Origin of the sequence: Vallitalea maricola (assembly GCF_036985595.1) — a bacterium.
Classification (GTDB): Bacteria; Bacillota; Clostridia; order Lachnospirales; family Vallitaleaceae; genus Vallitalea; species Vallitalea maricola.
In genome coordinates this window covers 61,306-75,959 of record NZ_BTPU01000023.1, presented here as the reverse complement: position 1 = coordinate 75,959, position 14,654 = coordinate 61,306, and the positions used below count along the sequence as shown (strand labels likewise).

The 14,654-nt window shown below is 29.8% G+C and carries 13 protein-coding genes; 5 read left to right on the top strand and 8 right to left on the bottom strand.

What is annotated here, in order from left to right:
- Nucleotides 1-29: 29 nt before the first annotated feature.
- Nucleotides 30-1,769, bottom strand: a complete 1,740-nt coding sequence (locus AACQ14_RS07605; RefSeq protein WP_339363031.1) for a lectin like domain-containing protein — start codon at nt 1,767-1,769, stop codon at nt 30-32.
- Between the two features lie 33 nt (nt 1,770-1,802).
- Nucleotides 1,803-2,963, bottom strand: coding sequence for a THUMP domain-containing class I SAM-dependent RNA methyltransferase (locus tag AACQ14_RS07600; protein WP_339362982.1), 1,161 nt, complete (start codon nt 2,961-2,963; stop codon nt 1,803-1,805).
- A 275-nt stretch (nt 2,964-3,238) separates the two neighbouring features.
- Here AACQ14_RS07600 and AACQ14_RS07595 point away from each other — a divergent pair, with 275 nt between their 5' ends.
- On the top strand, nt 3,239-4,072 hold the full coding sequence (locus tag AACQ14_RS07595) for a DUF1189 domain-containing protein (RefSeq protein ID WP_339362980.1): 834 nt from the start codon (nt 3,239-3,241) through the stop codon (nt 4,070-4,072).
- Between the two features lie 122 nt (nt 4,073-4,194).
- Here AACQ14_RS07595 and yfcE read toward each other — a convergent pair whose 3' ends face one another.
- The gene (yfcE, locus tag AACQ14_RS07590; protein WP_339362979.1) at nt 4,195-4,740 is read right to left on the bottom strand and encodes a phosphodiesterase; all 546 of its coding nucleotides are present in this window, start codon (nt 4,738-4,740) and stop codon (nt 4,195-4,197) included.
- Between the two features lie 618 nt (nt 4,741-5,358).
- Here yfcE and AACQ14_RS07585 point away from each other — a divergent pair.
- The gene (locus tag AACQ14_RS07585; protein WP_339362978.1) at nt 5,359-5,673 is read left to right on the top strand and encodes a DUF202 domain-containing protein; all 315 of its coding nucleotides are present in this window, start codon (nt 5,359-5,361) and stop codon (nt 5,671-5,673) included.
- 100 nt (nt 5,674-5,773) lie between these two features.
- Here the strand turns inward: AACQ14_RS07585 and AACQ14_RS07580 are convergent, their stop codons facing one another.
- Both AACQ14_RS07580 and AACQ14_RS07575 read right to left on the bottom strand, forming a co-directional pair.
- Nucleotides 5,774-6,967, bottom strand: a complete 1,194-nt coding sequence (locus AACQ14_RS07580) for an ROK family protein (protein WP_339362977.1) — start codon at nt 6,965-6,967, stop codon at nt 5,774-5,776.
- A 72-nt stretch (nt 6,968-7,039) separates the two neighbouring features.
- Nucleotides 7,040-7,798, bottom strand: coding sequence for a peptidylprolyl isomerase (locus tag AACQ14_RS07575; RefSeq protein ID WP_339362976.1), 759 nt, complete (start codon nt 7,796-7,798; stop codon nt 7,040-7,042).
- Nucleotides 7,799-8,008: 210 nt separating this feature from the next.
- Here AACQ14_RS07575 and AACQ14_RS07570 point away from each other — a divergent pair, with 210 nt between their 5' ends.
- A complete protein-coding gene (locus AACQ14_RS07570; protein ID WP_339362975.1) occupies nt 8,009-9,055 on the top strand; it encodes an aldose epimerase family protein in 1,047 nt (348 codons plus the stop codon).
- Between the two features lie 37 nt (nt 9,056-9,092).
- On the opposite strand, the gene AACQ14_RS07565 is transcribed toward AACQ14_RS07570, so the two are convergent.
- Nucleotides 9,093-9,800, bottom strand: a complete 708-nt coding sequence (locus tag AACQ14_RS07565) for a PrsW family glutamic-type intramembrane protease (RefSeq protein WP_339362974.1) — start codon at nt 9,798-9,800, stop codon at nt 9,093-9,095.
- Nucleotides 9,801-10,036: 236 nt separating this feature from the next.
- Between AACQ14_RS07565 and AACQ14_RS24910 the strand changes: the two genes are divergently transcribed.
- Nucleotides 10,037-10,483: a PspC domain-containing protein gene (locus AACQ14_RS24910; protein WP_423247989.1), complete on the top strand. Its 447-nt coding sequence runs from the start codon at nt 10,037-10,039 to the stop codon at nt 10,481-10,483.
- A 123-nt stretch (nt 10,484-10,606) separates the two neighbouring features.
- On the opposite strand, the gene glnA is transcribed toward AACQ14_RS24910, so the two are convergent.
- Nucleotides 10,607-12,037 (bottom strand): type I glutamate--ammonia ligase, encoded by a 1,431-nt coding sequence (glnA, locus tag AACQ14_RS07555; protein WP_339362973.1) that lies wholly within the window; start codon nt 12,035-12,037, stop codon nt 10,607-10,609.
- A gap of 273 nt (nt 12,038-12,310) precedes the next feature.
- On the opposite strand from glnA, the gene AACQ14_RS07550 reads away from it, so the two are divergent.
- On the top strand, nt 12,311-13,147 hold the full coding sequence (locus tag AACQ14_RS07550) for an AraC family transcriptional regulator (protein WP_339362972.1): 837 nt from the start codon (nt 12,311-12,313) through the stop codon (nt 13,145-13,147).
- 118 nt (nt 13,148-13,265) lie between these two features.
- Here the strand turns inward: AACQ14_RS07550 and AACQ14_RS07545 are convergent, their stop codons facing one another.
- The gene (locus AACQ14_RS07545) at nt 13,266-14,585 is read right to left on the bottom strand and encodes an alpha-L-fucosidase (protein WP_339362971.1); all 1,320 of its coding nucleotides are present in this window, start codon (nt 14,583-14,585) and stop codon (nt 13,266-13,268) included.
- Between the last annotated feature and the right edge of the window lie 69 nt (nt 14,586-14,654).

Sequence of the window (14,654 nt, the reverse complement as noted above, 5' to 3'; positions counted from 1 at the left end):
TACCAACATCAGTACTATTCTTCTGTTGGTTAATCATTATCAGAAGACTCTATTTCATCTGTAGCTTGATTGGATACATTTTGACTTTCTGATTGCTCAGCAATATCTTTAACTGGTTGGTCAACCACTATGTCTGTAAATGCTTTCAAGCATACATTACTTTGTAATACTTCCTCAGTATCCTCCCAAATTTCTCCATCATAACTTATATAGCCTTCACCATCACTTAAATCAACTTTGCCCAGCCATTTAACATCCCTGTCAAATTCAGCAGCTATAGGAAATTTCGTTCCAGGAGTAGTCATCTTGACAATGACTGCAAATTTCCTATTGTTTTCAAGTGTTATAGGTTGTTTTAGATTAATAGTATAATAACCACTATATTCCCTGAATCCACTTTCAAGGAAAATCATATTTTTCAAGTCATCCTTATCTGTAAAGTTTTCTACCAGGTATACTTCATATTTAGAATTAATCCCTGTTGTATAAAAGCTAACAGCTTTTAACTCTTCTTGTTGATTACCTGTTTCATAAACATTAGAAAAATATCCTGTGTCTGTATTAAATCCTAATTTTCCTACCAATCCAAGCCAATCTGCTTGATATATTTTATCATAATTATCATTATCTTCTATTTTACTATATACCATATTTTGTTTACCTATATAAGTATCATAATAAGAAATGTAAAAATATCCTTCTTCGCCAAAATCAGTACCAAAACTGTTTTTACAGATGAAAGCACCATCCTCTTCTGGTTGTATTATAAAATTCTCCTTAGGATATTCGTCGTCCCATCCAACAATAACTACATCATGGTTAGTTTCTTCTTTACCATTATAGTTCAAGGAATAAGTATTTTTGTTGTAATACTTTTCATTTTCTGCATCCCTATATTCCCAATAAATGGATGTATGAACGCCTCCGTAATTCTTAACAGTATCTTTTATGGTTTCAAAATTATCAGCAGGTATAAAATAAGCTTCTTGTAGATGTTTAACACTTTTTACATCTTGTGATGAAATTCCGTCTCCATAGACATCATCACTTTCCATTATAGGACCAGACCATCTAGCGAAATATGCTAATGCAAGCATAAAATCTCCACCTTGATCTTGAGTCAAGTTATAACCATGTTTCAGGCTGACATTGTCTTCTGAAAAATCATATATTTCCCCGGTTTGTTTTAATAAACTAGATTCAATGGAACCAAGCGCTGCAAATGCCCAACATGTACCAAGCTCTTTTTGATCCTTGACAGAAGTAACATTTCCTTCCTCTCTTAGATCAAACCTAGCATTAGCTTTATCTTTATAAGGACCATGATCAGAATTGATGATAACTACTCTATTATCACCATCCCATAATACTTCACATCCAAAAGCTTCCATAACAATTCTTATTGGTAGATAAATCCTGCTGTTTTTATTTACAGCATATGTATCATTTTCAATTTTTTCTTCGTTTTTATATATAAACTTTTCACCTATTGGAACATTAACTACTATATCCTCATGTGTTATAACTACTAAATTCAACTCTCCTACCCACTCTACCTCAGCTCCAAACGACTCTAATGTAAGCCTTAGGGGTACCATTGTTCTGTTATTATCATCAATATATGGTATTCCATAATATTCGTCATATACTATATATTCATTATCTAAAATAACCGAAACCTGTGGTGTATCGATAGCACAAATAGAAGTAGGCACAATAAAGACAACTGTAAATACATATATTAAAAGCATTTTTATGTTTTTTTTCATCTTCAATATATAACCTCTTTTCTATAATGTATTTTAATTAATAGGATTCACTCTTTTAGGAGGTTTACTTCCAAAGTATTGATATAAATTAGCCTTCATCATTCCAGTGTACAACTTCCTTTTCTTATCAGCATTCTTTCCAAAATATCTCTCAAATTCATCAAATGCAGTGATAATAAAATAAGACCAATCCTCAAGATTTTTATCAAAAGTAATTTTCATATCTTTGTACAATTCTATTACGGTTTCCTTATCTCCAAGTCTCTCCCCATAAGGTGGATTAGTGATAATAAATCCATATTTCTTATTATTGCTGGTTTTTCTCATATCCCTTTCTTGAAAGTGAATTTTATCTTCAACACCAGCATTTCTCACATTTTCTCTTGCAAGTTTTAAAACTTTATAATCTATGTCATAACCAGCAATGTTTAATTCACATGTTGTATCTATAACATCATTTGCCTCATCTACTGCCTTAAACCATGATTTGACAGGAATAATGTTTTTCCACTTTTCAGCTGTAAATTCTCTATTAAGTCCTGGAGCCATATTCATAGCTATCATTGCAGCTTCGATAGGAATAGTTCCGCTGCCACAAAACGGGTCAACCAAGATTCTATCTTTGTTCCAGGGTGATAATTGAATTATGCCCGCTGCCAAAGTCTCACTAATAGGTGCTTTGCTAGTAAATGTTCTATATCCTCTTTTGTGTAAAGCTTCACCACTTGTATCTAAACATATAGATACTCTATCTTTTTTTATGAAAACTCTAATAGGATAGTGCTCACCATCTTCATTAAACCAATTGACATGGTATGTTTTTTTCAATCTTTCAACTATTGCTTTTTTAATTATTGATTGAATATCTGATGGACTAAAAAGCTTGGATTTAATGGAAGAAGCCTTTTTAACCCAAAACTTGCCATCTTGTGGTATCCATCTTTCCCAAGGTAAATCTTTTGTTTTATCAAATAATTCTTCAAAACTAGTAGCAGTGAATTCTCCTACATTAATCATTACTCTCTCTGCTGTCCTTAGCCAAATATTCGATCTACAAACACCCAGTTCATCTGCTATATAGGTTATTCTTCCATCTTCTACTCTTTTAATTTCATAACCTAATTTTATAATTTCCTTTTTTAAAATAGACTCGACCCCAAAAATACAAGGTGTTGTTAATTCAATATATGACATCGTTTTGCTCCTTTATCAATTAGTGTATATTAGAAGTTATCTTCATTAGTATTTACTCCTACATTATACTTTAAATAAATCTATTCTACAATAATCTTACACATTAAATCTTTGTTACATATCTTTAACTTACTCAATTTTCCGAAAAAATATTACAGCTAATGCCCATAGAATCTTGAACTTAAAAAAAATTTATGTTAACATACAAGAGAATTAGGTAATTAATTCCATTCCCAAAATATGTATTAAAAATTTATGATGAAGGGGGATATAATATGGAAAGTATAAAAAGCCCTAATATCTTTGTGAAATTCATAAAAAGTTTTACTGATTTTCATGTTTACAATAGTATAAGACATGAAAGATTAGGTAAATCTTTTGGTTATCTTATACTCTTAGCATTATTCATTGGAATTACGTTAAGCATAGTTGTTTCTGTTAAGACTAATACTTCTATTGACAATACTATAGAATTATTACAATCAGATGATATGCCTGAGATAACTGTTCGTAATGGTATCCTTAATATTGATATGAATGAACCTTTAGTATTGACTAAAGATCATGATTTTATATTTATCGTTGATATGACAGATAAGTATACTTTAAATGATTTAGTAGGTTATTCTATGGGATATTTAGTTACTCCTGAACGAATTATCATCAACCAAGCAGGAAGCCCTCCTATGCCATTAGAATTCAAAGATTTGAGAGATTTTAATATTGATAAAAATTCAGTATTAGAGATATTAAATAGTTTTAGAGGACTTGCAATTGGATTTATTGTCTTTTTGATAATTGCTGGAACTGTTTTACTAAAATTATTTGAAAGCTTAATGGTAAGTATCATTGGACTTATTGCAAATTCAGTATTAAAAACAAACCTAAGCTATAATGAAGTATATAAAATCGGTATTTATGCTTTGACTTTACCGGCACTTATAATGCTCTTGATTAATTGCTTTGGCTTGGCAGTAGCACTTGGATTTAAATTAATCATATATTACGGAATTTCAACTATCATTGTTGTTATGGCATTAAAAAACATATCAAAAACTGATAACAGCGATACCCTTATTGATGATAGTAATAAATATGATAATTATTAATTCCAAGTAATTCTAACCAAAATAATTAGACCAGTATCTCTTATAATCTAGCAATTAAACTATTTATGTTAGTTGCAAAACATTATAATAGGATATTGGTCTTTTAATAACTTTGTCATAGATTATTCTAATATAATTGATTTAATTATATTTCCATCAAAATCTTTTATGAGAAATTCTTTTTCTTCAATAATCCCATAGCTATTTGGATTATCTTCCTTAGGTAAAGAGATAGAGCCTGGATTAAGTATATATCTATTATCTAATTTCTTAGCAACAGGTATATGAGTATGTCCATGAATTATTATATCTCCATCTTCTATAGGTGGCATGTTGGATTCATTAAACAAATGTCCATGAGTAGCAAATATTCTTTTGTCATTATGAAATATGATATTGTAATCACTCATAATAGGAAATTCCAGAACCATTTGATCTACTTCTGCATCACAATTTCCTCTTACACAAATAATCTTATCTTTTAATTCATTAAGTAGCTGTAAAACTTTTTTGGGTTCATATTCTTTTGGTAGTGAATTTCTTGGTCCATGATATAAAATATCGCCAAGCAAAATTATATAATCAGCACCTTCTTCTTTAAATTTTTCTATTGCTTTTGCAGCATAATAAGAAGATCCATGTATATCTGATATAAACATTAACTTCAAGTGTATCACCTTCCTTAATTATTCATAGTAAATATTATTCCATAAATGTAAAGCCAGGTCAATAATTGATTTGTTTGAGTTTACCTGCATTAATTAATAGATGCAATATTTAAATTTCTTATAAAACAAGAAAGAGAATCATAAAATGATTCTCTTTCCTCTGGGTTATAATGAGAGGGGATTCTCTATTATATTTTTGTACGCCTTTGCGCTTCTGTATAATATTATGTCGATTTTAATGTCACATTATGTCCAACATTATGTCTATTATTATGTCGTCAATTAGAATTATATATAAGATAAGTGTAATTAGTATGTATTTAATTTGTCTTTTATGTGTCTTTTTCTGCTATTTTTTTACAAATAATTTTATATTTCTTATGTATTATAGATTTATTCTATATATTTATTACATTAATGATATAGTACGCAGTAAATAATCATATAAAACTTCTTGCTATTTTGGTCAAAAGTGTTATAATATATTTATAATATAATATAAAAGATATAATCAATATGGAACAATTCTATTCCACTATACTTGATATCAATACTTTAATCCATTTTGGACTAAAGTTATTTTCATATAGAATATAATGTAAAGGGGTGAATATTATAATGCAATATAGAGCTCAAGAAGATGAAGTTTATTCTTTTAAAAAAGAATCCTTGATATTGAGAGATTTACTAGCCACTGACAGAACCTTCTTAGCAAATCAAAGAACACTATTAGCATACATAAGAACTGCTCTTAGTCTAATTGTAGCTGGTGCTTCCTTTATTAAATTTACTGATAATCTCGTAATAGAAATTATTGGAATGATATTGGTACCATTCGGAACTATAATAGGAATAGTAGGATTAATTAAGTTTATAAAGAGAAATAGGGATCTTAAGAAAATAAAAAGCATAGCAAATTACGATATAAACTAAATATCAACGGTTCTATTTCATATGGTTAAAAGTAGAACTTTCCTATAAGGTGTATATAACGAGCTTAAATTATAAAGCTCGTTTTTATTTATATTTGAATTCATATTAACTTGTTCTTTATAAATAATTGGGCAGCTCCTAGCGCTATTGCATTGTCTTTATAATCGCCACCCTTGACAAATACAATATTGCTTTGATTTCCTGAAATATGTTTTTCTATATACTTAAGTAAAAAATTATAAAATATATCAGATAAATTTATGATAGGTCCACTTAGGATAACTTTACTAGGATTAACAATAGTAACATAATTAGCTAAACCAATTCCCAGTATTTTAGCTGCAAATTCAAACACTTCATTAGCTAGATACTCACCTGATTCAGCTGCTTTGATTATATCATTGAAAGTTATGCTGTTTGTGTTTTTATTGATAGTTGTAGCTCTTCCCAATTTCACAAGGCTGACATATTTTTTAACAATAGATAAAATTGATGCATAACATTCTACACATCCTGTTTTACCACAATAACAAGGTTCTCCATCATAGTTGACTACCATATGTCCAAAAGCATCATTTGCATTATTGATAGTAGGAATTATTCTACCATTTGCAATAACTCCCATCCTTATACCTATACCACAGTTTACATAGACAATATTGGAATATTCAATTAATGAACCAGATAAAAACTCAGCATATACAGCAGTATTAGCACCATTATCAATAATTATCTCCATATCCAGAGCTTCTTCCAGCATGTCCTTGATAGGTACATTATTCCAACCCTTTGCATAAAAGTTATTTGGTTTGAATATAATGCCTAGTTTAGAGTCTAATGGGCCTATAGTGCCGAGACCTCCACCAACTATTTTTTCTTTTATGATTCCCAATCTATTTAATCCTTTATTAAACACCTCTTTTATACTTCTAACAGTTCTATCAGGTGTCATATCCTGTTTCATCTGAAATTGTTCATCAAATAGAATTTCTCTCTTAAGATTTGTTATGATAACTTTTGAGTAAGTTCTTGAAATATCAATTCCAACAAAATAATATTCAAATGGGTTGACATCAAATAATGTTGGCTTTCTTCCTCCCGTTGATTCCTGCTCACCTATCTGAACAATAAATTTAGAATTCATTAATGTAGTCATAGATCTGTTAAGAGTAGTAAGTTTCATATTGGTATATTTTATAATCTTTTTTTTAGTAAGAGGTCCAAAACGTAAAATTATGTTAAAAACTTTTTTGTTGTCCTCTGTTAGATTTTCAACATATTTATAAAATTCCATATGTTCACATCCTTAAAAAGAGGGCTGTCTATCTTCCATAAATATATTAAGACAACCCCTTTTAACTTCTAATTATTTTAATCCATCTTCATTGATTTCAACATTATACTGCTCTTTTAATGCATTGAACTTATCTGTGTATACCTTAGTTTGTTCATTTCTTAATAGAGTTTGTTTGATTTGTTCTTTAACTTGTTCATAAGTCTTGATTGCAGCTTCTTTTTTCTCTTCAACAATAATTAAATGATATCCGAATTGAGTTTTTACTACATCACTTAATTCTCCAACTTTTAATTCAAATGCTGCTTTATCAAATTCTGGAACCATTCTTCCTTTACCAAAGAATCCTAAATCTCCACCTTTATCTTTTGATGGACAAGTTGAATATTCTTTAGCTGCTTCATCAAAAGCTTTTCCTTCTTCTATTTCTTTTCTTATTCTATTAGCCTCTTCTTCTTCTTTTACAAGAATGTGTTTAGCTCTTACTTCTTCTGAAGAAACAAAAGACTTTCTATTACTGTCATAATAAGCTTTCATGTCCTCTTCGCTTACTGTCACTTTTTCTAGTAATTTTTGGATAGCAAATCTTTGTAAAAGACTATGAGTTGCTTCTTCTAAGATTTTTTTAAATTCTTCTTCTTCGTCTAATTTGTTAGCAGAAGCTTCTAAATAAAAAAGCTCAGCAGCAACAAGTTCATCAAGTAATCTTTTTCTTCCCTCTACTGTACTTACTTCCATCATTTGTTGTTGTGGTAAAGAACGCATAATATTCATTAAGTGCTCTTTTGTAATTTCTATACCTTCCACTTTAGCTAATACATTATTATCCATTGTAATCTCCTCTATTATTTTATTTGAAAATGCTATATTTATAAAAATTCATGTCTATATAATAATATTATATATGTACCAAATTTGCAATACAAATAATAATACTTCACATATACCACCTAGACTATTTTTGCGGTAAATTTAGATGTGATTTAAAATTGAAAGACTAAATAACTTATTGTATAATCTATACTAAAGGAGTGAATAACTATGGAAATTAAATCTACTAATTTTGGTTTTACAAAATCCGGAGAAGAAGTAACCAAATACACATTATACAATGATAATAATTGTAGTATAAGTATTCTTAATTATGGTGGAATCATTAATAATATAATGGTGCCTGATAAAGATGGTAATTTTGAAAATGTAGTCCTTGGTTTTGATACATTTAAAGAATATGAAGAAAAGTCACCTTTTTTTGGCAGCCTTGTAGGACGAGTAGCCGGAAGAATCTCAAATGCTTCATTTGAGATAGATGATACTACTTACAACTTAGCTGCAAATAATAATGGAAACACTCTACATGGTGGTTTAAAAGGATTTGATAAAGTTATATGGAACGTGACAGGGATTGTAAAAAAAGATAGTGTATCTCTATATCTTAATTATATAAGTAAAGATGGAGAAGAGGGCTTCCCTGGTAATCTTGATGTAAATGTTACTTATACCTTTAATAATGATAACGAATTAGAAATCTATTATAGTGGTAAAACAGATAAAAAAACAATCGTTAATATGACTAATCATTCTTATTTCAACTTATCCGGTAATGGAAAAAGAGATGTATTAGAACAATATTTACATATTAATGCAGACAAATATGGTCTTGTTGATACTGAAATCATCCCTATTGGTGTGGCTGATGTTAATGGAACTGCTTTCGACTTCCGAGAAATGAAATTAGTTGGCAGCGATATTAAGAATGATGAAATACAATTGAAAAATGCCGGCGGCTATGACCATCCTTTCATGCTTAATGATGATGGCAATATCTCAGCAGCTATGTATGATGAAAAAAGCGGACGTTATATGGAAGTTGTCACAGACCAGAAAGCTGTAGTTTTTTATGCTTGTAATCAAATGGAGGCAGGTATGAAATTAGCTTCTAATATGGTTACAAAAAAACATATAGCTTTATGTTTGGAAACACAATATTATCCAGATGCTATTAATCAAGATTGTTTTGACTCGAATATCTTAAGCCCAGAAGATACATATAAGGCTTATACCAAATACAGTTTCAAAATTAAATAGTCTAAAAATTAGATATAAGGGGCTGTCTCAACAGCCCCTAATCAAAATCATCATTATCATTCATATACATCGCTTTAGATTCTTTATAGTATCTATTCAATTTCCTAAGATTATAACTCCATAAAAATATAACAAATGGAATAAATATTATAAATAGATTACTGCTTTTTGACATTAAGATATAGTCATATAATCCATGTAATAATACTGGAATCCACAAAGATAATCTTAGATAATATTTTCTTTGTCTTTCACTCTCACCAAACTTAGCCAATGATAAATAATATCCCATAGTTATGGCAAACAACATATGGGCAGGGACTGAAAAAATGGCTCTCTGCAAACCGATTGTAGATACATTAGAATATCTAAAAACTACATAAAGTACATTTTCTACAGTAGCAAATCCCAGCGATGCAAAAACTGCATAAACAATACCATCAAGTTTTTCATTGAAAGCTCTATGATTATACGCAAAACTCTTGACTACTACTCTTTTAACAAATTCTTCGGTAAAACCAGCAACTATAAAAGCTACATATGCAATTCCTAATAATCCAATAAATATGTTAAAATATGCTAATATCCTTTCTATAAGTATAGCAGGTAAAATGCTTATACCACCAAAAATAAATATTTTAATCAGTAGATGCAATGGTTCTTTATCATATCTATCCGTCAAATATATTCCTAATGCTAGTGCAATACCTGGTGTAATAGCTACAACATACAAATCAATATCCATGTTATTCCTCCGTTATCACTAAAACTTTTATATCATGTAAAAAACAATTCATATTCATTATTATTAATCCAAACTTAATCTTATATTAATCTTATTGTGTTATATTATAAAATGTAATATAATAAAACACAATATAATATAAATTATATATATTAATATGTACAACTTATCTGTTTCATATTAATAATATTATTTATTACTTCAAATACTAAAAATATGAGAAGGGATGTATGACTATGGATAAAAGAATTTATCGCTCAAGAGATAACCAAATGATTTGTGGTGTTTGCTCAGGTATTGCAAAATATTTTAATATAGACCCAACTATTGTTAGAATTCTATTTCTTATAACACTTTTTACATGGGGTTCTGGTGTATTGATATACATAATCTGTTCAATTGTCATTCCAGTTGAACCTATAGAATATGCTCATAACACTTATGATAGCAACACTCATGATAATAATGCTTATTATGATAGTAATACTTATGAAAATAACACTCCGGAAAAAAGAAATAATTTCTCCAATAGTAATGGTAGAACAATTCTTGGAATCATATTAGTTATTATTGGTGGTGTATCAATATTAGAAAAGATATTTAATTGGTTTAGTTTTGACTTAGTATGGCCAATCGCTATTATTGGAGTTGGATTCCTAATCCTTACAAAAGATAGAAATTAAGAATAATCGGTAAGCAGCCCATACAGCTTACCGTTTTTTAATATGTTTATCTTTTTATTAAAATCATAATATACTTAAATAAAAGATTAGCAATAAATTATTTATCACTAATCTTTTTCATACCTATAAATCAAAATACATTTCAAATTCGATTGGATTAGGCATAATATTTACTTTTGATGCGTCACATCTAATACGTTTTAACTGGTCTCTGATTATACCTTCTGTGAATACTCCGCCCTTTAATAAGAATTCGTAGTCTTTTTCTAGTTCATCTGCTGCTTCCTCAAGAGATTTTGGTAATCCTTTTATCTTAGCTTTTTCTTCTTCAGGAAGGTTAAAAATGTTAATATCGTATGGACCATAACCTTCTTCAGTAGGATCAATCTTATTTATTATTCCATCTAGCATTGCCATCATTAGAGCTGAATAAGCTATGTATGGATTACATGTTGCATCAGATGGTCTGAATTCAAAACGCTTAGCATCAGGTTTTTTAGCATAACCTGGAATTCTAATAACAGAACTTCTATTAGCTGTAGCAAAACAAATACTAACAGGTGCCTCATATCCAGGTACAAGTCGTTTGTATGAGTTAGTACTTGGATTGGTGAATGCCATTAGTGCTGGTGAATGTTTTAGTATTCCACCTATTGCATATAGTGCTGTATCACTTAAACCAGAATATCCATTTTCATCATAGAAGATAGGTTTGGAGTCTTTGAATAATTGAAAATGTACGTGCATGCCATTTCCTGCTTCACCAAATATTGGCTTAGGCATAAAAGTTACTGTTTTACCATTTCTGATTGCTTCGTTTTTCAAAACATATTTAGTTAACATAGTTCGGTCAGCCATTTCCAGCAAACCACTAAAACTCAATTCTATTTCTAATTGACCAGGTCCTCCTACTTCTGTATGATGATATTTCACTGGTACGCCTAATTCTTCTAGAGTTAATACCATCTTATTTCTAAGATTGTAACTAACGTCATTAGGAATATCCACGTGGTAACCATTATGATGACCAACTTTAAATCCTAGATTCTTAGTGTCTTTATTCCCCATATTCCAATCTGCTTGTTCAGAATCTAGATAAACTTCCATATGGTTAGGAGTGGTTTTATATGATATATGGTCTAGAATATAAAATTCAAATTCAGGTCCATATAAAGTTTTGTCTGCAATGCCTGTTTCTATCATATATTTTTCTGTTTTTTCGGCAACATATCTTGGATCTCCTTCAAACCTTTCTATCTTATCTCCTATAGAATAGATATTACCAATCATGGTTAATGCAGGTACTTCATTAAAAGGATCTACAAATGCACTGCTTAAATCTGGAATAAATACCATATCTGATTTTTCAACTGTTAGAAAACCATAGCTTGAACCATCAAAACCAATACCATCTTCAAGAGTCTTTTCAGTAAATCTTGTTGCTGGAATGGTTAGATGATGCCATTTTCCGGCTAAATCAATAACTTTAAAGTCGATGACTTTAATATCATTTTCTCTACAATAATTTTTTACATCATTTAAATTTTTAAACATATAGCATCCCCCTAAATCAATAAGTTTTGGTAACTGCATTTTAAATCATATTATATGTTATTACAACATCAAATAGTTTATATAATTATTAATTTAAATATTCCTAATTAAATTAATTTTTTGGTGGGAAAACTTTATTATAATGCAACTTAATTACAAGTCAGTCAGAAAAAATGTTTTGTTCTGACGTGGTTTTTGCAAAATAGTATATTTTCTATGTTATAATTAAAAGAGAATGGAATAAACGTTAATCAAATATAAGGTGGAGTTATAATGAACGAGTCTTTACTTGCTGATGTAAAAGTCAATTTGCGTATAATGAGTTATACTAAGGTGTCACCAACTTGGGGAGAGGTGATTTCCAAACAGGAATTTAATCGTTTTTATTATATATGTGATGGTGAAGGATTTGTTGAGATAGATGGTAAGAAGTACTTTCCAACAAGTGGAGATTTAATATTATTACCGGCGGGTAAAAAGGTTTCGTTTGGTACAATAAATGATAATACATATTTAAAATACTGGTGTCATTTTGATGCAAAAATTGGTGATAGTAATTTGTTTGATTATATTCAATTACCTTATGTAGTTGCTGTTGAAGATTATCATCATGTTATTAAATTATATAAGAAACTTTTGGGTTATTACGACCATGAGGATTTACCTGCTTTACTTATGATAAAGTCATTATTAATTGAATTGATTGCATTATATATTAGAGAAGGTAACAAGGATAGTGACTGTGATGTCCCTACTTTATGTTTTAATGAAAAAATTTCTTTTATACTTCATTATATTGAAAAAAATATATCAAAGCCTCTTAGCAATCAAATACTGGCTGAAAAACTTAATTTTCATCCTGGTCATTTTATAAGGTTTTTCAAGGCTTCTTTGGGTATATCTCCTATGAAATATATTCTAAGACTTAGGATGAAACAAGCTGAGTTCTTGCTTTTATCTTCTTATTTGAGTATATCAGAGATTGGTGAGAGGGTTGGGTATGCTAATGTTTATCATTTTTCTAAGGCATTCAAACAATATGTAGGTTATTCACCATCGGAGTATCGTCAGCATTTCAATAATACTGATTTGCTTAATTCTGATGTATAGGAGATTACATTATCAGTAGTGCTAATTATTTGAACACTAATTTATACTTTTAAAATACTAAATAAGGGCTTTCCCATAATTACATTATGAGATACAGCCCTTGCTATTATTTTATACTTTATAGGAAAGTCTGGCCCATATTTAATTGAGGATAGTAGCTAGCTCGATTGCACTTAGGCTTTTTATCAAAGTCTAATTTGAAAACAGGTATTCCAACTGATTGGTTTGGATTAGTGTCAGGTAAGTTCTTAAGAATGATTCTATGACCGTTTTGTATGAAATCAACTGGTGTATCATCTTTCAATAATCTTACTTCTTTTAACTGGGCATTGCATATACCAGCAATCACTAGACTATTATTGGAAGGCCATATTATATCCCATACATATAAGATATTATCTTCACTGGTCACGCTACATATTCCACAAACATTCGTATTACCTATTTTATCTTTTTGCCCATATACAGCTTTACCGTTCTCTTGGAGCCAAATACCAACCTTGGTTAATGGTTCAATTACCTCTTCTGGAATAGTTCCATCTGGTTTTGGTCCTACATTTAGTAAAAGATTGCCTCCAAAAGCAGTTACTTTTTGAATCATTCTTATGATTTGTTGAGGTGTATAGCTATAAGGTTTTGCTTGTTCAGAATCTATATATCCCCAGCTTATGCCATTAAAAGTCATACAAGCTTCCCAATCTTTTTCACCCGGTGTTAGATGTTCTTCTGGTGTACCAAAGTCTTCAGGTAATAAGCTTCTGTCATTTATGATGATATGTGGTTGTAATTCACGTACCATTTGGTTAAGTTCAAGAGAATTCCAGCCTTCTGGCGATTCCATAGGACGTGGTACATCATACCATAGAATATCTATCTTACCATAGTTGGTCATTAGCTCTCTATTAAGCTCTTTTATATAGTTTGTAAAACGAATACGTGCTTCTCTATCAAAAGCACATTTCCAGCTATCTTCGTGATGCCAATCCATAAGTGAAGAATAAAAACCTATTTTAAGGTCAAACTCTCTACAAGCATCTACGAATTCTTTTACCAAATCTCTCTTTGGTCCATAATTTACTGAGTTATAAGGATTTACTTTAGAATCCCATAAACTGAAACCTTCATGATGTCTTGTTGTCAATACCATGTATTTCATTCCTGCTTTTTTAGCAAGTTCAGCCCACTTACGAATAGTACCTTCTTTTGGTTTAAAAGTCTCAGCTAACTTTTCATACTCTTTTATATCATAATTTTCTAATGCCATAGCCCATTCATTTCTTCCTAATTGTGAATAAAGCCCATAATGGATAAACATACCGAATCTTGCATCTCTCCACCATTTCATCCTATCATCTCTGCTTTTAGCTATATCAGCTTCATAATCCGCCTTGCATTTTAACATATACATCCCTGCTTTCATAAAATATTTGTTACCCATATTTTATATAAAACACTAGAATTTTAGAATGTCTTCAATGAGCAAGAATTTATATATTATTAACATAAA